The following is a 22,893-nucleotide window of genomic DNA, read 5'->3' as shown; positions in this document are numbered from 1 at the left end:
GTGGGATACTTACGAGCATATGGATATGATCCGGGCAGGCTTCTGCCTCGATGATTTCGACTCCTTTTCGTTCACATAGCTCCCGTAAGATCTTCCCAATTTCTCTTTTCAGTTTTCCATATACCACTTGTCTCCGATATTTGGGCGCAAAGATCACGTGGTATTTACAGTTCCATTTCGTGTGTGCTAGACTGCTGTTGTCCATCCTTTGTTCTCCTTCGATACTTTTTAGCGGTTGGCAGACCGGCTAAAATTTTATCATCGAGTTCAAAGGATTGACTACTCATAGCTATAAGCTTCCTGAACCCCCAGTCGAACTGGGGGTTTTCTTATACAAAATAATGAAGCCCTGCCGATCCGGCAGGGCTTCTTCTTCCTATTAGAACAATGATAGCTGATTGCTGTCCGGCAGGCCGCGGAAGCAGCCCATGTTTTTCAGCAGCTCCACGATGGTCTTGGTGGCTCGGCTTCGCTGCTGGAAGTCCTCGATGGAGAGGAAGTCCCCCTCGTCCTTCGCTGCAGCGATCTGCTTCGCCGCATTCTCGCCGATGCCGTCCACCGCTGCGAACGGGAACAGGAGCTTGTCTCCGTCCACCAGGAATTGGGTGGCATCCGAGCGGTACAGATCCACCGGCTTGAAGCCGAAGCCCCGGGCCGTCATCTCCAGCGCCATCTCCAGAATGGACACCATGCCCTTCTCCTTGGTGGTGGCCTGGAATCCCTTCTCCTCGATCTCGATGAGCTTGCTCAGGATGGCGTCATAGCCTTGACAGAACAGCTCCACATCGAAGGATTCGGCGCGGACGGTGAAGTACGTGGCATAATATTGGATCGGATAATACAGCTTGAAGTAGGCGGTCCGCACGGCAGAAATGACGTAAGCCGAGGCATGCGCCTTCGGGAACATGTACTGGATCTTCTCGCAGGAATCGATGTACCATTGGGGCACCTTGCAGTTCTTCATCTCCTGCTTCCATTCATCGCTCAGGCCTTTGCCCTTCCGCACGCTCTCCGTGATCTTGAAGGCCAGCCCCGCATCCATGCCCGCCTTATAGATGAGGTATAACATGATATCGTCACGGCAGCCGATAACCGTCTTGATCGTACAGGTTCCGTTGCGGATGAGCTCCTGTGCGTTGCCCAGCCATACGCCGGTTCCGTGCGACAGACCCGAAATCTGCAGAAGGTCCGCGAAGGTGCTCGGTTGGGATTCCTCCAGCATCTGCCGGACGAACTTGGTGCCCATCTCCGGCACGCCATAGGTGGCCACCGTCGTCCGGATCTGCTGCGGGCTTACGCCCAGAGCGTCAACGGAGTTGAACATGCTCATGACCTTCGGATCGTTCATCGGAATCGAGGTCGGATCCACGCCGGTCAAGTCTTGGAGCATCCGCATCATGGTCGGATCATCGTGTCCCAGAATATCGAGCTTCAGCAGGTTCTCGTCGAAGGCGTGGTAATCGAAGTGGGTCGTCTTCCAATCGGCGCTCGTATCATCGGCCGGGAATTGAACCGGAGTAATGTCCTCCACATCGATGTAGTCCGGCACGACGACGATGCCGCCGGGATGCTGGCCGGTGCTCCGTTTGACGCCGGTGCAGCCTGCCGCAAGGCGCAAGACCTCCGCCGTCTTCCAGCTCTTTCCCTTCTCCTCCTCGTATTTCTTTACGAAGCCGTAGGCGGTCTTCTCCGCCACCGTGCCGATGGTACCGGCGCGGAATACGTTCTTCTCGCCGAACAGCACCTTCGTATAGTTATGCGCATGGGGCTGGTACTCGCCGGAGAAGTTCAAGTCAATATCGGGAACCTTGTCTCCCTTGAAGCCCAGGAACGTCTCGAAGGGAATGTCCTGCCCTTCCCCCTTCAGCGGACCGCCGCAGTTCGGACAATTCTTGTTCGGCAGGTCGAAGCCCGACGGAACGCTGCCGTCCGTGAACCATTCGCTGAATTGGCAGGCCGGGCACATATAGTGCGGAGGCAGCGGATTGACCTCCGATATTCCAAGCGCCGTCGCGACGAAGGACGAGCCGACGGAGCCCCGGGAGCCGACCAGATAGCCGTCGGCGTTGGATTTTTTGACGAGGCGCTCCGAGATCAGGTAGTTGGCGGAGAAGCCATAGCCGATGATCGGCTTCAGCTCCTTCTCCAGCCGGGCCGTCACCAGCTCCGGTATGGGATCGCCGTAGAGCTTGCGCGCCGTCTCGTAGCACTTCTCCCGGATCTCCTCCTCCGCACCCTCGATGATCGGGGAGAAGAGGCCGTTGTCCGTGGGACCGCCGGTCTTCGGGAACAGCTTCAGCTCCTCGAATTCGTCCGCCAGCTTGGAGGTATTGTGAACCACCACCTCTTTGGCCAGCTCCTCGCCCAGAAATGCGAACTCTCTGAGCATCTCGTCCGTCGTCCGGAAGTGAACGTCCGGCTTCCGCTGGTCCTTCAGCGGACTGAAGCCGGTTATGCCCTGGATCGTAATGTCCCGGCAGATCTTGTCCCGGGGGTGCAGATAATGCACGTTGCCGGTGGCGATGACCGGCTTGCCCAGCTTCCGGCCGATGTCGATGACCCGGCGGACGGCCTGCTCCAGCTCCTCGCGGCTTCCGACGAGCCCCTTCTCCACCAGGTGCATATTCACCTCGATGGGCTGGATCTCCAGCACGTCGTAGAATTGGGCAACCACCTCCGCTTCCGCCACGGTCTTGTTCAGGACGGTCTCGAAGAACTCGCCCTTCTCGCACCCGGACGTGACGAGCAGTCCCTCCCGGTATTCCACCAGCTTGCTCTTCGGAATGCAGGCCACCCGGTGGAAGTACTCCGTATGGGACATGGAGATCAGCTTGTACAGATTCTTCTTGCCCGCCTGGGTGCGGGCATAGATGCAGCAGTGGAACGGACGCTGGTTCGACAAGTCCTTGCCCACATAATCGTTCAGCTGTGCCAGATTGGTAATGCTCTGGTTCTCCGATTCCTTAATCAGATGGTACAGCACGTAGCCTAACGCCTCCGCGTCATCCACGGCCCGGTGATGATTCTCCAGACTGACCTTGAAACGGTCGGACAGCGTGTTGAGCCGGTGGTTCTTCATGTTAGGGAGCAGGAGCCTGGCCATCTCCAGCGTATCCAGCGCCGGGTTCGGGAATACCGGAAGACCCAGCCGCTTCAGATTCTCCTGAATGAAGCCCATGTCGAACCGGGCGTTATGGGCGACCAAGACGGCGTCCCCTACGAACTCGACGAATTTCGGCAGCATCTCCGACAGCTCAGGAGCGTCCTGCACCATCTCATCGGTTATGCTGGTCAGCTGCTGAATATTGTACGGGATCCGCTCATGGGGATTGATGAAGGTGGAGAACCGGTCGATCACCTTCTCATCCCGCATCTTGACCCCGGCCAGCTCGATGATCTTGTTATTGATGATGGACAGGCCCGTGGTCTCGATATCGAAGACCACATATTCCGCTTCCCGCAACGGGCGGGGCTCGGGATTCATAACGATGGCCACAGAGTCGTTGACTACATTGGCCTCTACGCCGTAGATCACCTTAATGCCGTGCTTCTTAGCTGACTTCCCCGCATCCGGAAAAGCCTGCACCCCGCTGTGATCGGTTACGGCGATAGCCTTATGCCCCCACTTGGCGGCGGTCTTGACGTAATCGTCGATGGTATTGATGCCGTCCATGGTGCTCATGTTCGTATGCAGGTGGAACTCCACCCGCTTCTCCGTTGCCTGGTCCTTCCTCTCGGCCGGGGGTACCAGCTCGTTCACGTCCTGCGGGATCATCATCAGCTCCGGCGGGTTCTGGAACCGGTCATATTCGACCTTGCCCCGGAGCTTCAGCCATTTGCCGTTGGTGATGAGCGCATAGATCTTCTGGTCCTCCTTCGTCTTGGCGAAGGCCTTGATGGCCAGAGAATCGGTGTAATCGGTAATGCTAAAGCTGTATAGAACCGTACCGGTCTTCAGCTCCTTGGTCTCCAGGCCGAATACCATACCCTGGATGGCGACCCGCTTCTCCTCCTCGCGGATCTGCTGCAGAGGAACGGCTTCTTCCCTAATATCGTAGCCCACCATCAGCTTGAGCTCCGCATCGGAGCCCTTGGAGGCTTCGTCTTCCTTCTCAATGGAGGTGATGATCTCCTGGGTGACGGTCTTGCCTTCCTCCGAGATCTGCTGGGCGAATTGCTCGTAGACCTGCTCCTTCAACTCGGCGGATTCGTTGACCTTCAGCTTGACGTGGTACGAACGGGCGAAATACCGGTCGAAGAACAACTTCACCAGCTCGTCGATCTGCTTCTTCTTTGCTAGTTCCATACCGAACTGGTCCAGCATGGTTATATGGAGCACCGTGCCTTCGGCTTCCATCTTCGCTTTGCCCAGCCATCCGTTGACCGAAGCGACCTCGCGTTGGACCCATTCCACGAACAGGCTCCAATATTCATGGGCAATGTCTGCATGGGAGAGGTTCTCCGTATAATGCATGACGACCTTAACGGCGGCGATGTGGGCGAATTTGTCGCGCAGCATCTTCATGAAGGAGCGGTATATATCCTTCGGCACCAGAGTCCCGTTGACCAGGTGGAAGGTCCATTCCCGGTTGGAACGAGTGGTTTCGACCATGTCTATGTAACCGTCATGGAAATAGCCTTCCGCCACGTCGGCCGGAATCTGGGCATGCTGCAACAAGAGCTCAAAACGGTTGCGCTTGGACATCTTATGTGACGATCCCCCTCATTTCCCCGCTATGGGGGAGGACTGCCTTTCTATTTTCCTGTCTACGACAGGGTTCGTCAAGTCCCAATAGAAGGGCAATCGTTCCTTATGATGAAAAAGAGGCCCGCCTCCAACATCGGAGGCAAGCCTCGTTTCGCGCTTGCGGATTAATAAGCCCGTCCGAACAGGACGGTATGCTTGGCCGGTTCACCGCAGCACACGCAGGTGCTCTTGGTGACGGCCGGCTGGAACGGAATGTTCCGGCTGGTGGCTCCGGTCTCTTCCTTGACTTGTGCCTCGCAGGCGTCGGAACCGCACCAGCCTGCATAAGCGAAGCCGCGCTTTTCCTCCAGGAATGCCTTGAACTCGTCCAGCGTATCGACGCTGGTGAGGTTCTCATCCCGGAACTGCTTGGCCTTCTCGTACATCTGGGTGTGGATCTCCTCCAGCATGGCTTGGACCTCCTGAACGAAGTCCTCCTGCTTGATGATCTTCTTCTCGCCGCTTACGCGGGAGACCAGAACCATCTGGCCGGCTTCCATATCGCGGGGTCCCAGCTCCACCCGGATCGGAACGCCGCGCATCTCGTACTCGTTGAATTTCCAGCCCGGGCTTTGTCCCTCGCGGTCGTCCACTTTGACGCGAACCCCGGCTTGCTTCAGCTCGGCATACAGCTCATTAACCCGCGGCAGCACCTGGTCCCGTGTCTTCGGCGGACCGATCGGAATCATAATGACTTGGGTCGGCGCCACCTTAGGCGGCATAACCAAGCCCCGGTCATCACCGTGAACCATGATCAAGGCGCCGATGAGACGAGTGCTGACGCCCCAGGAGGTGGTGTGGCAGAACTGATGCTGGTTCTCGCGGTCCAGATACTTGATGTCGAAGGCGACAGCGAAGTTGGTTCCCAGATAGTGGGAGGTGCCGGCCTGTACCGCCTTGCCGTCCTTCATCATCGCTTCGATAGAATAGGTATCTACGGCACCTGCGAACTTCTCCGAAGGCGTCTTCTGTCCGACGACAACCGGAATGGCCAGGAAGTTCTCAGCGAAGTCCCGGTAGATCTCGAGCATCTGCATGGTCTCACGACGGGCGTCCGCCTCGTCCTCATGCGCGGTATGGCCTTCCTGCCACAGGAACTCGCTGGTGCGCAGGAATGGCTGGGTCCGCTTCTCCCAACGCACAACGTTGGCCCATTGATTGATGAGCAGCGGCAGGTCCCGGTAGGAATTGATCCACTCGGAATACATATGCCCGATCATTGTCTCGGAGGTCGGGCGGATGGCCAGACGCTCCTCCAGCTTCTCGCCGCCGGCTTCCGTTACCCACGGCAGCTCCGGGTTGAAGCCCTCCACGTGCTCCTTCTCCTTCTGGAAGAAGCTCTCGGGGATGAAGATCGGGAAATAGGCATTGCGGTGTCCGGTCTCCTTGAAGCGGCGGTCGAGCTCCCGCTGGATGTTCTCCCAGATCTCGTAGCTGTCCGGCTTGAACACGATACAACCGCGGACCGGCGAATAGCTCATGAGATCCGCTTTCTTGATGACGTCGATGTACCAGCGCGAGAAGTCCTCGCTCTGGGGGGTGATTTCTTTAACAAACTGCTTCTCGTTGGCCATGAAGATTGAACCCTCCAAACATTATCCCTGAATAAGCCGTAATATATCGTTATAGGTCACTGCGATCATCAGCAGCATCAGCATGGCGAAGCCGATGAAGTGCACGATGCTCTCCCGGTTCGGGTCAATAGGACGTCCCCTGACGGCTTCCACAGCGAGGAAGACCAGCCGGCTTCCGTCCAATGCCGGGAAGGGCAGCAGATTGAAGATGCCCAGATACAGGCTGAGCAGCGCAGACCACGAGATCATCGGGGCCAAGCCTGCGCTTGCGAATTGGCCGGATACCTCTACGATCCGGACCGGTCCGCCCAGATCATCCATCTTGAACTGGCCGAAGAGAAGTTGCTTGAATCCGACCAGGATATTCTGAGTTACGAACACCATCTGATCCCAAGCGCCGGAGATGGCCTCCCCGACCGCTACGCTGCGCTTGTCGTACGTCAGGGTGATGCCGACGCGGACCTTATCCTCCATCTGCTTCGGCGTCAGCGTCTTCTGCATCTGCTCCTTGTTGCGTTCGATGATCCACATCATCGGCTGATCCTTCGAGGCTTGGATCAATTCCGACAGCTTGCCGGAGTCGCTTCCGATGGCCGTATGGTTCACTTCCAGTACGATGTCGCCTTCCTTCAGGCCGGCTGTATAGGCGGGGCTATCCGCCTCCACCTTGCCCAGCTTGACGTTGGTCGGCATGCCGTTCATCACCATCACGATCAGGAACAGCAGGAAGGCGAGCAGGAAGTTCATCACCGGCCCCGCCGCAATGGACATGGCCCGCTGGGCGACGGTTTTGCTTCCGAACTGGCGGTCCCAGGGCGCAATCTGGGTTTCCTTGCCCCGGGCGACCATGTACGCATGAGGTTCTACAGGGAATCGAACCGATTCACCGTCCACAATCATGCGAACGAACAGCTCCCGTTCCAGATCGATGGCTTCCACCTCGCCCTGGATCGACTGGGATCTCTGGTCCAGCTGGTCCAGATAGAGATGGGTGATCCGGTCGTTCTTCAGACGGATGCCGATGGTTTGTCCCGCGGAAACTTGTACGATCTCCGGATCCTCTCCGGCCATGCGCACATATCCGCCGATGGGGAGCAGCCTGAGCGTATAGGTGGTCTCCCCCTTCTTGTATGAGAACAGCTTCGGTCCGAAGCCTATGGCGAATTCCCTGACCAGTATTCCCGCCCGTTTGGCGAAATAGAAGTGGCCCCATTCATGCAGCGTTACGAGCAAGAAGAACATGAGTATGATCTGTATACCGATTTGGACGTTGGACAATCTTCTTCCCCCTTTTGGTTCGGGTTGATCCGAAGGATGCGACGGCTGCTTGGCGCCTATGCTTAATTTACCATTAATCCGGAAGCCAACACAAGCGAGGCCGCCGATAGCCCAAGTCCTTCCCCCTATTCCACTTATATGCCGTTATGGGGGATGCTTATTCACTGCCTGTTCCTTCTTAAGAGATTACCGGCCTGCCGCTTCGCGGGCCCAACGGTCCGCTTCCACAATGTCGTCCAGATCGGGGGTGTGAACCGGAGTATGACGTTCCATGGTCCGGCTGATGACTTCTTCGATATCCAAGAATGCAATCTCTCCCCGCAAAAACCGGGCAACCGCCACTTCATTAGCGGCATTAAATATCGTAGGCATCGTCCCGCCCGTGCGGCCGCACTCGTAGGCCATGGCCAGACAAGGATACCGCTCGAAGTCCATTTCCTTGAAGTGAAGCTTCCCGATCTCCGCCAGCCGAAGCGGCTCGGTCGGTGTAGGCCTTCTTGCTGGATACGTGAGCGCATATTGAATCGGAACCCGCATATCCGGGTTGCCCAGCTGGGCCATCACGCTGTGATCCCGGAATTCCACCATGGAGTGGATGACGCTCTCCGGGTGCAGGAGCACCTCGATCTGATCGTAAGGCATCCCGAATAACCAGTGCGCTTCGATGACCTCCAGCCCTTTGTTGACCATTGTCGCCGAATCGATGGTGATCTTGGCTCCCATGGACCAATTGGGATGGCGGAGCGCCTCCTCGACCGTCACGCCTTCCAGCTCGGCTCTCGAACGACTGCGGAACGATCCGCCGGAGGCGGTCAGAATAATCTTGGAGACCTCCTGCCGGGACTCGCCGTTCAGGCATTGGAAGATGGCGGAGTGCTCGCTGTCGATCGGGAGCAGCGGCACGCCCTTGGCCTTGGCCCGCTCCGATACGAGATGGCCGGCCGTAACCAAGGTTTCCTTATTGGCTAGTCCGATGGCCTTGCCGGCATCGATGGCGGCCAAGGTAGGCTTCAGCCCTTGGCTGCCCACCACGGCCGTCACCACCAGATCAGCGTCCGTGGCGGCTGCAGCCTCGATCAAGCCTTCGTCGCCGTACAACACCTTGGTCTTCCGACCGGCTGCAAGTTCGACCTCCCGAGCTAACTCACGGTTGGCCACGGAAACCAGCCGAGGTGCAAAGCGATCGATCTGCTTCAGCAGAAGCGAGATGTTGCTGCCCGCCGCCAAGGCTTCAATTTGATAGCGGTCCGGATCATGGGCTACCACGTCCAAGGTTTGGGTGCCGATGGAGCCGGTAGAGCCCAGTACGGCTATGCGCTTTTTCATTATGCCACCCTTTTCCCTTAGGATGGGATCATGGAGATCAGATGAAGAAACGGGAACACGATCAGCCAGCTGTCTACCCGGTCCAAGACTCCTCCGTGACCCGGCAGAAGCGTTCCCGTATCCTTGATTCCCTTGACCCTCTTGTATGCGGATTGGATCAGATCGCCCATCTGGCCGACAGCGCCGATCAAGAGACCCAAGCCGACAGCCCGCAGCATCGACAGATGCTCCGGATGGAGCCAGCTGAATACCGCCGCGACGATGACGGATAGCAGAAGGCCGCCGAAGGACCCTTCGATGGTTTTATTCGGACTGATGGCCGGCCACAAGGGCGTTTTGCCGAAGGCTTTGCCCGTAAAGTACGCTCCGGAATCGGAAGCCCAGATGCAAAAAAACACGAGCAGCGTCCAAAACAGACCGTGCGGCTCGAGCCAGCGGGTAGCGATCATATAATGGAAGCCGAAGCCCATATAGAGGACTCCGATGACAAGAAAGGCAGCATGGTCGATCGTCAGCTTGTTCTTGGATACGACCGTTACGGTAAGCAGTGCCAGCATGAGGAACCAGAGGACCGACGACACGGAGATCTCTCCTCCGTCCACGATATGGTCCCAAGGCACCGTAATGGCCAGCATGGCGGCCAGCCCTAGCAAGCACGTTCCGGTAAAGGATTTCAAACCCATCATTTTCACATATTCATCATAGCCGATGATGGCAAGCAGCAGCACCAATCCGAAATACCAATAGCCGCCCAACGCCAACATGGCTACAAACACCCCACCGGCTACGACGCCGGTAATAATCCGTTGCTTCAACCCTGATTCCTCCAGTGCCTCTACAAGCCGCCGTATCTTCTGGAACGTCTTTGATATTCATGTATCGCTTCGTGGAAGTGCCGCTCGCCGAAGTCCGGCCAATACAAGGGAGAGAAGAAGAGCTCGGTGTAGGCCATCTGCCACAGCATGAAGTTGCTGAGCCGCAGCTCACCGCTGGTACGGATCAGGAGATCCGGGTCCGGCAGCCCTGAAGTCTTCAGGTACCGGCCGAAGGTCTCCTCTTCGATGTCCTCCAGACGGATCTTGCCGCTCTGGACATCCTCCATCATTTCCTTCATCGCCGTGATCATCTCATTGCGGCTTCCATAGTTCAATGCAAAATTCAAGATCAGTCCGGTATTATGCTTCGTCCGTTCCATGGCTTCTTCCACGGCATACACCGTATGGGACGGAAGGCCGTCCTTGATTCCCGTCATCCGGACCCGGACGTTCTTCTCCACCAGTTCATCCAATTCGATCGCCAAGAACTCTTGGGGAAGCTTCATCAGGAAGTCCACCTCGTCCTGGGGCCTCTTCCAATTCTCGGTCGAAAAGGCGTACATGGTCAGAGCTTCCACGCCCAGCCCGTCGGCGGCCATGGTGACTCTCTTCACGGCTTTCATGCCCGCGTGATGGCCGGCCATCCGGGGCATCCCCCGGGACTTGGCCCAACGTCCGTTTCCGTCCATAATGACAGCGACGTGCTTCGGAATCTTCCCCTTCAGCAGCTCATCTCTGGAGAGCTCCGTGCCCTCTGTCGTTTGCTTTCCCCACTTCTTGAACAGCCCGATCAAATCCATCTCCCCCGGTGCCAAAAAATCGAAAAGCCCCCTCCGAGAAAGGGGCGTTGTTGCCTTATACTTCCATGATCTCTTTCTCTTTGGCAGCCAGTACCTTGTCGATCTCGGCTACATACTTGTCCGTCTGCTTCTGGATCTCGTCCTGATGCCTGCGGGATTCGTCCTCCGGCATACCGGTCTTCTCCAGCTTCTTGATGTCGTCGTTGGCGTCGCGGCGGATATTACGGATGGCCACCTTCGCCTCTTCCCCGTATTTCTTGGTCAGCTTCACCAGCTCAGCCCGGCGTTCCTCCGTCAATGCGGGGATGACCAGACGGATCGCGATGCCGTCGTTGGACGGCGTCAGACCCAAGTCGGACTTCATGATCGCCTTCTCGATGACCGAGATGGCCGATTTGTCCCACGGCTGGATCAAGAGCGTTCTGGAATCCGGAGTAGTGATGTTGCCCAATTGGTTGATCGGAGTCGGCGCACCGTAATATTCCGCCTGGATCCGGTCTACCAAGGACGGAGTGGCGCGGCCCGCACGCAGGGAAGCCAGCTCCTTCTTCAGGGAAGCGATCGCTTTTTCCATACGCTCTTCAGCGTTTTTCTTGATCGATTGCGGCATCTTAGTCTGCACTCCCTTTAACAATGGTCCCGATTTTTTCGCCGAGCACCACCCGCTTGATGTTGCCGTTCTCCGTGATGGAGAAGACGATCAGCGGAATGTTGTTGTCCATACACAAGGAGGAAGCCGTGGAATCCATGACTCCCAGGTTCTTGTTGAGCACATCCAAATATGTCAGCGTTTCGTATTTCACAGCTGTTGCATCCTTGAAGGGATCTGCGGAGTATACGCCGTCCACCTTGTTCTTCGCCATCAGGATGACTTCGGCTTCAATCTCTGCGGCACGCAGAGCTGCCGTGGTGTCCGTAGAGAAGTACGGATTGCCGGTGCCTGCTGCGAAGATGACGACGCGTCCCTTCTCCAGGTGCCGGATGGCCCGGCGGCGGATATAGGGCTCTGCCACCTGCTGCATGGTGATGGAGGATTGGACTCGGGTCGGCACACCGGCCGTTTCCAATGCATCCTGGAGCGCCAGGGAGTTCATCACCGTTGCCAGCATTCCCATATAGTCGGCGGTAGCACGGTCGATTCCTTTGGCACTGCCAGCAATGCCGCGCCAGATGTTGCCGCCTCCTACTACGATGGCGACCTCAACGCCCAATTCGACGACAGCCTTCACTTGATCGGCGATGGATACGATCGTTTGCGAATCGATGCCGTAGCCGATCTGGCCCGAGAGCGCTTCGCCGCTCAGCTTTAATACGACTCGTTTGAATTTTGGTTGTTCCAACTTCTCTACCTCCATGGCCCGGGTATACCCATTTTTACTCTTTCTAATTTTAAAAAAGAGGAACACTTTCGTGTTCCTGCTCTCTTAGTCCTGCCTGTGCTATGTGTCTTATTGCTTCACTTGAGCCATAACTTCTTCTACGAAGTTGTCTTGCTTCTTCTCCAGACCTTCGCCCAGCTCGTAACGAACGAAGCGGCGGATGGAGATGTTCTCGCCGATGGCGGCGATTTTTTCTTTCAGAAGGGTTTCTACGGTTTTGTCCGGATCCTTGATGAAAGCCTGCTCCAGCAAGCAGTACTCTTCGTAGTACTTGTTGATGCGGCCTTCCACCATTTTGTCGACGATTTTCTCCGGCTTGCCTTCGTTCAACGCTTGAGCGCGAAGGATTTCCTTCTCCTTCTCCAGCTCTTCGGCCGAAACCTCTTCACGGCGCACGAATTTCGGACTGGCTGCAGCGATTTGCATGGCGATATCGCGTGCGAACTCGCGGAACTGCTCGGTTTTGCCTACGAAGTCGGTTTCACAGTTGATCTCAACCAGAACGCCGATACGGCCGCCGGCATGGATATAGGATTCAACGGTACCTTCGGTTGCGATACGGCCGCCTTTTTTGGCTGCTGCAGCAAGACCTTTCTCACGAAGAAACTCGATCGCTTTTTCCATGTTGCCGTCGGTTTCTTCCAACGCCTTCTTACAATCCAACATTCCTGCGCCTGTTTTTTCACGCAGCTCTTTTACTTGCGAAGCATTAACTGCCATGGTTAGCCCTCCTATGGTTTGGCCAGCTTCTCACTGGTCACAGCATGGGTCAATCTCAGCCTGACACCCGGATGCGAAGCTCTAGGATCGTGTCAGAATTTAGTGTATCCGGATATGTAAGGAACTAATTATTCCTGAAAAAAAGGGTGGTGATAGGTTATTACACCTTCAACCCACCCTTTCTTCTACGTTCTATCGCTTCAGCTTACGCCGTGGTTTGCTCGCCTTGATGCGCTTCGATCACTGCGTCAGCCATCTTGGCAGTCAGCAGCTTCACGGCGCGGATCGCGTCGTCGTTACCCGGGATCACGTAGTCGATTTCGTCCGGATCGCAGTTGGTATCGACGATACCTACGATCGGAATACCCAGCTTGCGGGCTTCGGCTACGGCGATGCGCTCTTTGCGCGGGTCGATGACGAACAATGCGCTCGGCAGGCCCTTCATGTTCTTGATGCCGCCCAGGAATTTCTCCAGACGTTCCATTTCCTTGCGGAGAATGATAACCTCTTTCTTAGGCAGTACTTCGAAGGTGCCGTCTTGCTCCCAACGCTCCAGCTCATGCAGGCGGTCGATCCGCTTCTGAATGGTGGAGAAGTTGGTCAGCGTACCACCCAACCAACGCTGGTTGATGTAGTACATGCCGCTGCGCTCAGCCTCTTCCTTAACGGAATCCTGAGCTTGCTTCTTGGTGCCTACGAACAGGAAAGTGCCGCCCTCTGCTGCGACGGATTTCACGAAGTTGTAAGCTTCCTCGACCTTCTTCACAGTCTTCTGCAGGTCGATAATGTAAATGCCGTTTCTTTCGGTGAAGATGTATTTGTCCATTTTCGGGTTCCAACGACGGGTTTGGTGACCGAAGTGTACCCCAGCTTCCAGAAGCTGTTTCATGGAAATTACTGCCATCCTCACGCACCTCCTTAAAATTGGTTTTTAGTGTCCGCCGCCGGTCGCACTTTCGCGGAAAAACTCCTTGCGGAGCACCGTTTCCGAGAATTGATCGGCGTGTGTTTTGTAACACTTCTTAACACCGCTAATAACTATACCACAACTGCATAGGCGTTGCAACTGGCGAAAACCTTGATTTCGACACTCATTGCCACAGACAGCCGAATAAAAACGAACAAGGGCTTCCCGGGGAGGGAGCCCTTGTCAATGGCGCGGAGGTGCCGTAAGCTTCGCAATGACATCCTCGATCTTCTCATTCAGGTTGAACGTGTAGAGCCCGGCCCGGAGTTTCGAGGTGTACTGTCCTTCGATGATGGTCGTCTCCAAAGCCTGCCGGTCCACGATGATCCCCGACTTATACAGAAGGTCGACCACGTTCGTCGCCGGCATCCCCTCTAAGATATAGACGGTCACCTGCTTCGGTCCCTGTGTCCCAGCCGGAGCGCCAGCCCCTTCCGCCTTCGCCGCCGCCACTGCCTTCGCCACCGTATCATCCAATTGCTTCTGGTCGTAGACCTTCTCGTTCTTGTCATAGACCTTCAGATTGAATTCCGCTGCCCGCTGCTTGATGACCTCAGCGGTCACCTCCGGGCGAGTGCCTTGTTCGGTCTGCGGCACCCGGTTATCCACCTCGCGGACCATGATCATAATCTGCAGCAAAAGAGCTCCGGCAATAAAGCCCGAACCCAGCCCTTTAAGGAACGATCTATTTTTGAACACCTTTGCGTTCCTCCTGTACGGCCAATTGAATGATCAACTGAACCTCGCCTTTGTTCATGCCGGATTTCTTCGCTATGTATTCCACCGATTTGCCCTCATCATGCATCCGGAACAATTCCTCATAGCGGGACCGGATCGTCACCGGCATCACCGGAGGCTCATCCGGAACAAGCTCCGTCTTCGCAGAAGATATGGTCGTTCCGGCACTGCCCGCAGCTTGTACGGACATGACAGCGCCAACGCTGGCAGGATGACGGTCCCGCTCCGCTTGCTCGGCTTCTTGACGTTCCAGCCGTTGAAGCGTCAACCGGTTCCACTCCAGACTCTGCTCACGCAGCTGCTGCTCGAGCAGATCCACCCGGTCCGACAGCTTCCGAACCGCTGCCTCATGTTCCTGCTTCATGGCGGTCATCGTTCCGATCAGCTTCTGGTTATCCTCCTCCAGCTCGGCGAGGAAACCCTCCATCGTTTCTTCCATTTCCTTCATCAGCTCAGGTGACCCGCTCTTCGAGGCGGAGGACTTGTTCTTGGGCAGGAGAGATGAGAATACCAAGATCAGCAGCCCGATCATCACTACGTACATAAACGGTTCCTTCAAACCTATCACTTCCGATTCCGTCAGGTTCCAATACAGCTACGTTAGAGCGACATATCAATATGACGCCCCTTGTAGGGATGAAGGGGTTCAGGCGGCTTCTTCGCCTCTGGCCCATTCTCCGGCGATGCTTGCTCGGCATGGGAGGCTGATGTGCCAGACTTATCCTGCCGCTTCCCTTTGCGGTTGTCACGGATCTTGGACTTGTCCGTTTCTTCGAGCTTCGGCGCTTTCTGCCGATTGATCTCATCCGTCTTGATACCCGATTGGGCCAAGGCAGACTGATCGCTTTGCGGCTTATGATGCAGGTCACGCTGCAGCTGGGCGGCATCGTTGGTCTTATGAACGGCCAAGGACATGTCGATGGCTTTGAAGCTCATCCTTCATCCCTCCCGGCTCTAGAAGTTCGCGGTCGCCACGATGTCTCCGTTATCAAGCTTGAAGCACACACGTGATGTTGGATCCTTGACGAACTTGGTATACCGCCCGATGACGATCTTCGTCCCGCCGTATACCATGGAGCCGACCATGACCTTCGCTTTATCCGTATCCTCCAGCGTCTTCTCGATCTCAAGAATCCGTTCCTTCAGGTGGGCCAGCTCGTCGACGGCCTGCTTCTTGGTATGGCCCAGCTTGATGCGCATGGCCAGCTTATCCGGCGACAGCTGTCCGGCTGCCGCCATCTGATCCAGCAGAGAGAGAGCCTTCTCCGTCTTATCCAGGTTATCCATCTGGCTCCGCATCTGAGTCCGCAATTGGATAAGCTCATTGCGCAGCTCCGGCAGAACTCCGACCTCGATAGCGGTTACGGTGGACATGGAATTGCCGACGGTACGGGCCACAACCTTATCGCCCGCTTGGATGGTACCGCCTACAATCAGTCCTTTGGTTCCCTGACAGAGAACGTTTTTACCCGCGCGGATGGTGGAGTGCATGATGCTTTGTGAAACAACAATATCCTCACCCGCTTCGACGGTACCGTCCTGGATGAAGGAGCTTTTCACGTTCTTGCCGGCCTTAACGAATCCCTTATGCTGGCCCAGAATTCCAGCGCTGATCTCGATGGAGCCCTCCGCTTCCAGCTCAGCCGCTTCTACGCCGCCTGTAACCCGGATATCTCCCGATGCCTTGACCTTGAACCCGGGATGAACATTGCCGCGAATCACCACGGTGCCCACAAAATTAATATTCCCGACATTAAAATCCACATCCCCATTCACCTCGTAGATGGGGAAAACGTTGATTTTATCCCGGTCCGTCTTGACCACAACGCCGTCTATGGCGGCATACATGGCTGTTTGCTCCGTATCGGTCACCACATTTTTGCCTAGCTTGAAACGTGCTTCTTTGCCCGCCTTGGCAAACAGCGCTTCACCTGTGACCGCTTTACCGTTCGTCCCGTCCATGGGAGGGATCCGCTTCGCAATGATCTGTCCTTTACGGACATTGTTGATGGAGGTGACTTCTTTATAGTTAACGGTCCCGTCTTCTCGTTCCAACGGCCGTTTTTCATTCCCGTTCAAATCGTACATGTATTCGATGTAGCCGTCTTTGCCGTCTACCGGTTTATCTCCGGTTGCAATTATGGTTTTTTCCAACATATAAGCAACAGGGGTCGATGCGATTTTAGCCAAAATCTCGTGGTTGACTCCATGGATGATATGCTGGTTCTTAACGATATCTTCCAATTGCGCAACCGTGCATGTAAAGGTTTCGTCGCAATTCGTGAAATGAAGGTAAGCAACTAATTTATCCTGGGACAACGTAACATTCACATAATACTCCAACGGCATTCCTTGCTCAGTCATCCGGATCTCCTCCTCTCGCCTTATGAATTTTGCATCAGCTGTGCTTTGTGCCGGGTCAGTGACCCTCTTAACCTCAGGATCGCTTTCGAATGGAGCTGAGAGATCCGCGAGGGCGACAAGGACATCACTTCGGCGATTTCGCTTAATGACAAGTCTTCGAAGTAGAAGAGCGAGATCACCGTGCGCTCCTTCTCCGTAAGACGGTCGATGGATTTGGCCAGCATATCCTTCAGGAAAAACTCATTAACCGTAATTTCGGGATTTTTGGCTTTTTCATCCACCAATAGAGATAATCGGGTCTCCGATTCCTCATCCCGGATCGGATCGTCAATGGAACAAACCGTGGTAACGGCAATATCCTGCACCATCTGTTGGAATTCCTGAATGGACACCTGGAGGTAAGAGCTGATCTCTTCGTCCGTCACGGACCGCAAATACTGCTGCTCGAGCTTGGAGTAAGCCTCCTCCACCCGCTTCGCCTTCTCACGGACGGAACGGGGCACCCAATCTCCTTGACGCAAGCCGTCTATGATCGCGCCGCGGATTCTCCAGGAGGCGTAGGTCTCGAACTGCAATCCGCGCAAGTAATCGAACTTCTCCACTGCGTCAATCAAGCCGATGATTCCAAAGCTCATCAAATCATCCTTGGATACGTTCTTGGGCAATCCAATGGCTAGGCGGTTGCTGACGAATTCCACCAGGGGTAAAAAGACCTCGATCAATTCCTTTTTAGCTTCGGAGCGGCCTTCTTCCTTCCATTGCCGCCAGAGCTCCGAATGGGAGATTTGAGAAGCTTTTTGTTCTAACACGGTCTATCCTCCACCCCCTTACTCTTCCGTCATACGGCGCAGCGCTTTAACGAGCTCTTCCGGGTCCTGATCCATCTTGGTTGTAAGCTTAGGCGGATTCAAAGGTGTAAAGGATAAGGAGTCTTCGGAGCCCTGCTCCGTCTGGGAGCCCGGCATTTCCCCATTATCCGGGGTAGACAGGTCGATGGTACGCCCCTTGTGGGGTTCGGTCCCGGTCTCCTGGATATCCCCCGGGCCGGATCGTACACCGGAGGAGGCGATCAAGAGGGCCAAGACCCAACGGACCACGAAGGTGAACAGGATGAGAAAAAGGAAGCTGTAGAAGCTATGAATCAGTGCGGTTTTCCATACGTTTCGAGGAAAGGATGCAAGCAGCGTTCCGGCAAATCCGACAGCTCCTGCAAACAAGTTCCAACGGAAGGATCCTATCATCGCTATATTTCCTTTACTCCATGTTGTACGCTCCGGATCACCAGCATTCCGGTAGCACAATCAAATTCAATGGTTCGCCCATAGTTCGCGCCAGTATCCTCCGACCGGATCGGAATCCGGTACCGGTTCAAGATCTCCTTGCAGGACTCGACGTTACGAGGACCGATTCTCATGGTGTCGCTGTTGTTGGAGAAGGCGAACATCTGTGCTCCGCCGGCCAGCTTCGCTTCCATGCGGCTGACGAGTGCGCCTAGCTTCTCCATTTTGCTGATCATTTCAGGCAGTGCGGTATCGGCATACTTGGCTATGTTCATATTGCCCTCTTTGGCGATGTCCGATGAAGGAAGCATGATGTGGGCCATACCCGCCACCTTTACCCTGGGGTCCCACAGGGTTACTCCTACGCAGGAACCCAGACCTGTTGTCTTCAAAATTCCGGTCAATGAGGCTACGTTCAGGTCCGCCATTCCGACTTTGATAAGAGCTTCCTGCGTCATCCGTGCGGCACTCCTAACGCTGCGAAGATTTTATCAAAGGATTGGGGGTCCGGGATCAGGAAGAAGTGACCCTCGACTTCGTTCTTCCCTTCCAGAAACGCCGTATCAATCAATAGCGCATGATCGCCCATCTCGCCATATTGCAGGAGTCCGTACGTCAGGATGGCGCCGGCCATATCGATGGCGAGAGAAGGGACGGTCGGCTGCATGTTCAAATTCGTAAAATCAGCCAGGGAGGTCAGATAGGAGCCGGCCAGAATATTGCCGATTTCGTTCAAGGCGGACAGCTCCATCTCCGTATAGGAGTCGTCACTCTCCACCTCGATCCCGACGATGTTGCTGAGCAGCCGTTTGGCTGATTCCTGGGTCAGAATAAAGAACATGTTCCCGGGAGTTTCCCCGTCCACCCGCAGGAAGATAGCCACCACAACCTGTTCAATGCCGCCGACGCTCTCCGCAATTTCTTCGAACGGAACCATCCGGACCTTGGGGACCAGCATGTCCACCGGCTTATCCAGCAGCTTGGATAATGCCGTTGCGGCATGCCCCGCCCCAATGTTCCCCACTTCCTTCAGAACGTCCATCTGCAGTTCGGCAAAAGGTTTGAATTCAGTCACCGGCATTACTCCTCTAGCTCTTCTAGTTTGATAATCTCACCCTTGCTTAATACTTCCTTCAGGTTCAGCAGTACCAGAAGACGGTCTCCCACCTTGGCAACGCCGCGCAGATACTTGGCGCGTACACCGCCGACGATCTCCGGCGGATCCTGAATCTGATCGGTGTCCACGTCGATGACGTCATTGGCCGAATCCACGATCATTCCGACTTCCATCTCGTTAACGGCGATGATCACGATCCTGGTATTGTCCGTGTATTCACTCTCCGGCAGGCCGAAGCGGCCTCTTAAATCGAGAACCGGAACGACCACGCCGCGAAGATTGATGACTCCTTTGATGAAGTCATAGGTTTTCGGTACACGGGTCATCGGCATCATGCGCTCGATGGTTTTGACCTTCTCCACTTCGATTCCGTACTCTTCATTGGCAAGCGCAAACACGATGACTTTGATTTCTTCTCCCATGTGGATTCCCTCCCGAGGAATATTGGTCCGCTTATTTAATGAGTGCGTTGGTATCGATGATCAGAGCCACTTGGCCGTCTCCCAGAATGGTGGCGCCGGAGATAGCGAACACGTTCGACAAGTACTTGCCCATATTCTTCAAGACGATCTCCTGCTGGCCGATCAGCTCGCTTACGATTAATGCCGCCATCTTATCGCCCTTCTTCACGATGACGATCTCCGTCTCGCCCGCTTTGAATTCCGCAGCGGAAGGCACTTCATACACCTCGGCCAACGATACCAGCGGGATGACGCTATTGCGGAACGTAATCATAGGAGCGCCATGGATATAACGGACCTGCTCGGACTTGATCGAAGCCGTTTCGACGATGGAGGACAGCGGAATAGCGTATTTTTCCTTCTCCACCCGGACGAGCATGGCGGCGATAATGGACAGGGTCAGAGGCAGCTGAACCGAGAACTTCGTGCCAAGTCCAGGCTTGGATTCAACGCTGACCACGCCGCCCAGGGATTCGATCTTGGTCTTCACGACGTCCAGACCGACGCCGCGGCCTGAAATATCGGAGATTTTGTCGGCGGTACTGAAGCCCGGTGCGAAGAGAAGAGCGGCCACTTCATCATTGGTCATCCGGTCGGCTTGCTCCGGCTTGACAATCCCTTTGTTGATGGCGGTCTTCAGCACCTTCTCCCGGTTGATGCCGCGGCCATCGTCCTCGATCTCGATGAAGACGTGGTTACCGCTGTGGAAGGCCCTAAGATACACGGTGCCGGTCTCGTTCTTGCCGGCCTTGATCCGATCTGTAATCGGTTCGACCCCGTGGTCGACGGAATTCCGAAGGAGATGGACCAACGGATCGCCGATCTCGTCCACGACCGTGCGGTCGAGCTCCGTTTCCGCACCGATGATGACCAGATCCACCTTTTTGTCCAATGACTTGGCCACGTCTCGCACCATACGAGGGAAGCGGTTGAAGACCGTGTCCACCGGAACCATCCGGAGCTTCAACACGATGTTCTGCAGATCGCTGCTGACCCTGGCCATGTGCTCGACCGTCTCGGTCAGATCCGAGCGCCGGACTTCGCTGGCCAGCTGCTCCAGCCGAACCCGGTCGATCAGCATTTCGCTGAAGAGATTCATCAAGAGATCCAACCGTTCGATATCCACCCGGATGGTCCGGTTTGCTACAGCCTGCTGACCGCCGGCCGCCTTGGCCGCCGGAGCCTGTCCTCCTGCAGGAGCATTGGCAGGTACGGAAGCTGCCGGTGCTTGGGTCACGACGGCTTGAGCTTGTATGTGAGCCGCGTTCTTTTGCTCCGCGATGTCCTTCAAGAAAGCTTCGTCTACTGTTACAACCTTGGCCGATTCGATCTCGGACACATTCAGAATCATGCCCTGAAGCTGCTCTTGTCCCAATTGGGAGATGAAGAATACGGAGAAGGACCGATCGAATTTCTCCTGCTCGATATCCTGTACGGAAGGAGTGGATTTCACGACTTCCCCGTTGTGCTCGAACAGATCGAACACCATATAGGCACGTGCCGCTTTCAGAACACAATCCTCGCGGACGCTAACCTCTATAAAGAACACTTGATGCCCGGCGGATATGGATTGTTCGATGACGGAGTACTGGAACTCGTCCAAATCCATGGAGCCAGATGCTGCCGGCTTCGTCTCCTGTTTCTGAGCGGCCGCCGGTGCTTCCTGCTTCTGATAATCGCCAGAAACGATTGACTTCAGAGCCGTTACGATATGGGATACATCCGCTTGACCCGTACCGCCCTGGATGATGTCGTTCACCATGTTCTCCAGCGCATCCGTGCCTTTGAAGAGACAATCGAAGATGAATGAATCCATGGAAAGTTTGTTATTGCGGACTAGGTCGAGCACGTTTTCCATCTCATGGGTCAGCTTCGCCAAATCCTCGAAGCCCATTGTTGCTGACATGCCCTTCAACGTATGCGCAGAACGGAATATATTCTGGACGATGCTGATGTCCGACGGGCTTTGCTCCAAGCTGAGCAGGTTCTCGTTAATGGCTTGAAGGTGATCCTTTGATTCATCGATAAACATGGATAAGTACTGGTTAAGTTCCACTTCCATACACCTCCGTCTTAGTTCACGCTAACCCTATCTATGTAGTCTTGGGGCTCGCACACAGGCGCTCCCCACCGTTCTACTTCATCAAGATTTCCACCAATTTGTTCGCGATGGCATGTACGGGCAAGAGGTGATCCACGCCTCCCAGCTCGACCGCAGCTCGCGGCATTCCATATACGACACACGTATCTTCCGATTCCGCGATGGTGGAAGCCGCACCTTGCTGCTTTAATGCATGAAGCCCTCTCGCGCCATCGCTACCCATTCCGGTCATGATGACGATATGGCGCTTCAGTTCATGGTATGGAAGAATGGACTCGAACATAGTGTCAACGGAAGGACGGTGGCCTCCTCGGGGTTCTTCCTTGGATAATCGGAGCCTGTAGCCTTTGCCCTGCTCCTTGTGAATCCGCATGTGATAACCGCCAGGCGCTACATAAGCCGTCCCGGGCAACAGCCCCATTCCATCCTCCCCTTCGACAACCCGGATGGCGCTATGGGTGTCCAATCGGATCGCCAGAGAATGGGTAAAATTCGGAGGCATATGCTGGACGATGACGATCGGTGCGGGAAAATTCGCCGGCAGCCGGCTCAGTACCTGCTGCAGAGCCCTCGGCCCGCCGGTTGAAGTCCCGATGGCCACCAGTTGATCGAAGCCTGTACCGGGCAAGGATGTCGGCTTGAGCTTTTCTCGCGGCTTTGCCGGTGGGAGGACCATGGGCCTATTCGGCGTTATCTTCCTATCGGCCTCTTCCGGATCTCCAGGCGGCGGTGCTTTTTGAGCAGGCTGTATGGGAGCGGCAAATCGTTTGATCTTGGATTGGACGGCGATATCCAGCTTCTCATAGAGGATTTCTTTGACCTTGAACAGGTCCAAGGAGACGGAACCCGACGGTTTTTGAACAAAGTCCACGGCCCCGGCTTCCAGTGCTTGAATCGTCTCCAAGGCCCCCTCCTGAGTTAAGGTGCTTAACATAATGACCGGCGTCGGATTCTCCTTCATGATGATCTTCAAGGCTTCCAAGCCGTTCATTTCAGGCATTTCCACATCCATGGTGATACAATCGGGTTTCTCTTTTTTGGCCAGTTCCACAGCTTCACGGCCATTTCTGGCCGTTCCTACCACTTGGTAGCCGGGACGCTCCGAGATGAGATCCGAGATGATTTTACGCATGAAAACGGAGTCATCGACGACCAGAATACGTTTGGTATTCATCCCGCTGCTCCCCTCTCTCTCTCGATGTTAGTTCATCACTGATCAATAGTCG

22 protein-coding genes are annotated in these 22,893 nt (G+C 55.4%); all 22 read right to left on the bottom strand.

Annotated features, from left to right (window positions below):
* A partial coding sequence (gene tnpA, locus ACSEXW_RS14795; protein ID WP_438446932.1) for an IS200/IS605 family transposase occupies nt 1–205 on the bottom strand: 205 nt, incomplete at its 3' end.
* A 174-nt stretch (nt 206–379) separates the two neighbouring features.
* Entirely contained in the window at nt 380–4,705 is a 4,326-nt protein-coding gene (locus tag ACSEXW_RS14790) for a PolC-type DNA polymerase III (RefSeq protein ID WP_438446931.1), read from the bottom strand.
* A gap of 167 nt (nt 4,706–4,872) precedes the next feature.
* On the bottom strand, nt 4,873–6,321 hold the full coding sequence (proS, locus tag ACSEXW_RS14785) for a proline--tRNA ligase (RefSeq protein ID WP_438446930.1): 1,449 nt from the start codon (nt 6,319–6,321) through the stop codon (nt 4,873–4,875).
* 21 nt (nt 6,322–6,342) lie between these two features.
* Nucleotides 6,343–7,599 carry an RIP metalloprotease RseP gene (gene rseP / locus ACSEXW_RS14780; protein ID WP_438446929.1) on the bottom strand — a complete coding sequence of 419 codons (1,257 nt, stop codon included), beginning with the start codon at nt 7,597–7,599 and terminating at the stop codon, nt 6,343–6,345.
* A gap of 186 nt (nt 7,600–7,785) precedes the next feature.
* On the bottom strand, nt 7,786–8,925 hold the full coding sequence (locus ACSEXW_RS14775) for a 1-deoxy-D-xylulose-5-phosphate reductoisomerase (protein ID WP_438446928.1): 1,140 nt from the start codon (nt 8,923–8,925) through the stop codon (nt 7,786–7,788).
* Between the two features lie 17 nt (nt 8,926–8,942).
* The gene (locus tag ACSEXW_RS14770) at nt 8,943–9,740 is read right to left on the bottom strand and encodes a phosphatidate cytidylyltransferase (RefSeq protein ID WP_438446927.1); all 798 of its coding nucleotides are present in this window, start codon (nt 9,738–9,740) and stop codon (nt 8,943–8,945) included.
* A gap of 20 nt (nt 9,741–9,760) precedes the next feature.
* Complete coding sequence (uppS, locus tag ACSEXW_RS14765; protein ID WP_438446946.1) at nt 9,761–10,534, bottom strand: undecaprenyl pyrophosphate synthase; 774 nt, start codon at nt 10,532–10,534, stop codon at nt 9,761–9,763.
* A gap of 61 nt (nt 10,535–10,595) precedes the next feature.
* A complete protein-coding gene (gene frr / locus ACSEXW_RS14760) occupies nt 10,596–11,150 on the bottom strand; it encodes a ribosome recycling factor (RefSeq protein WP_438446926.1) in 555 nt (184 codons plus the stop codon).
* 1 nt (nt 11,151) lies between these two features.
* On the bottom strand, nt 11,152–11,880 hold the full coding sequence (gene pyrH / locus ACSEXW_RS14755) for a UMP kinase (protein ID WP_438446925.1): 729 nt from the start codon (nt 11,878–11,880) through the stop codon (nt 11,152–11,154).
* 108 nt (nt 11,881–11,988) lie between these two features.
* The gene (gene tsf / locus ACSEXW_RS14750) at nt 11,989–12,639 is read right to left on the bottom strand and encodes a translation elongation factor Ts (protein ID WP_438446924.1); all 651 of its coding nucleotides are present in this window, start codon (nt 12,637–12,639) and stop codon (nt 11,989–11,991) included.
* A 205-nt stretch (nt 12,640–12,844) separates the two neighbouring features.
* Nucleotides 12,845–13,543 carry a 30S ribosomal protein S2 gene (gene rpsB, locus ACSEXW_RS14745; protein WP_438446923.1) on the bottom strand — a complete coding sequence of 233 codons (699 nt, stop codon included), beginning with the start codon at nt 13,541–13,543 and terminating at the stop codon, nt 12,845–12,847.
* A 246-nt stretch (nt 13,544–13,789) separates the two neighbouring features.
* Nucleotides 13,790–14,305 (bottom strand): hypothetical protein, encoded by a 516-nt coding sequence (locus ACSEXW_RS14740; protein WP_438446922.1) that lies wholly within the window; start codon nt 14,303–14,305, stop codon nt 13,790–13,792.
* Nucleotides 14,292–14,888, bottom strand: a complete 597-nt coding sequence (locus ACSEXW_RS14735) for a hypothetical protein (protein ID WP_438446921.1) — start codon at nt 14,886–14,888, stop codon at nt 14,292–14,294. Before ACSEXW_RS14735 ends, ACSEXW_RS14740 begins: the two co-directional genes overlap by 14 nt.
* Before the next feature lie 56 nt (nt 14,889–14,944).
* Nucleotides 14,945–15,280 carry a hypothetical protein gene (locus ACSEXW_RS14730; protein ID WP_438446920.1) on the bottom strand — a complete coding sequence of 112 codons (336 nt, stop codon included), beginning with the start codon at nt 15,278–15,280 and terminating at the stop codon, nt 14,945–14,947.
* Nucleotides 15,281–15,298: 18 nt separating this feature from the next.
* Nucleotides 15,299–16,708: a flagellar assembly protein A gene (locus ACSEXW_RS14725; RefSeq protein WP_438446919.1), complete on the bottom strand. Its 1,410-nt coding sequence runs from the start codon at nt 16,706–16,708 to the stop codon at nt 15,299–15,301.
* 20 nt (nt 16,709–16,728) lie between these two features.
* The gene (locus ACSEXW_RS14720) at nt 16,729–17,517 is read right to left on the bottom strand and encodes a FliA/WhiG family RNA polymerase sigma factor (RefSeq protein WP_438446918.1); all 789 of its coding nucleotides are present in this window, start codon (nt 17,515–17,517) and stop codon (nt 16,729–16,731) included.
* Between the two features lie 18 nt (nt 17,518–17,535).
* Entirely contained in the window at nt 17,536–17,949 is a 414-nt protein-coding gene (locus ACSEXW_RS14715) for a hypothetical protein (RefSeq protein WP_438446917.1), read from the bottom strand.
* A 2-nt stretch (nt 17,950–17,951) separates the two neighbouring features.
* A complete protein-coding gene (locus ACSEXW_RS14710; RefSeq protein ID WP_438446916.1) occupies nt 17,952–18,446 on the bottom strand; it encodes a chemotaxis protein CheD in 495 nt (164 codons plus the stop codon).
* Nucleotides 18,443–19,030 (bottom strand): chemotaxis protein CheC, encoded by a 588-nt coding sequence (locus tag ACSEXW_RS14705; RefSeq protein WP_438446945.1) that lies wholly within the window; start codon nt 19,028–19,030, stop codon nt 18,443–18,445. Before ACSEXW_RS14705 ends, ACSEXW_RS14710 begins: the two co-directional genes overlap by 4 nt.
* A gap of 38 nt (nt 19,031–19,068) precedes the next feature.
* Entirely contained in the window at nt 19,069–19,527 is a 459-nt protein-coding gene (locus ACSEXW_RS14700) for a chemotaxis protein CheW (RefSeq protein WP_438446915.1), read from the bottom strand.
* Between the two features lie 31 nt (nt 19,528–19,558).
* Nucleotides 19,559–21,622 (bottom strand): chemotaxis protein CheW, encoded by a 2,064-nt coding sequence (locus ACSEXW_RS14695; protein ID WP_438446914.1) that lies wholly within the window; start codon nt 21,620–21,622, stop codon nt 19,559–19,561.
* Between the two features lie 79 nt (nt 21,623–21,701).
* A complete protein-coding gene (locus ACSEXW_RS14690) occupies nt 21,702–22,841 on the bottom strand; it encodes a protein-glutamate methylesterase/protein-glutamine glutaminase (RefSeq protein WP_438446913.1) in 1,140 nt (379 codons plus the stop codon).
* Nucleotides 22,842–22,893 lie beyond the last annotated feature (52 nt).

This window comes from Oryzibacillus soli (assembly GCF_051594765.1).
Taxonomy (GTDB): Bacteria; Bacillota; Bacilli; order Paenibacillales; family NBRC-103111; genus Paenibacillus_AR.
Note: the sequence above shows the minus strand (reverse complement) of the source record. Positions and strands in the feature narration are given on the sequence as shown.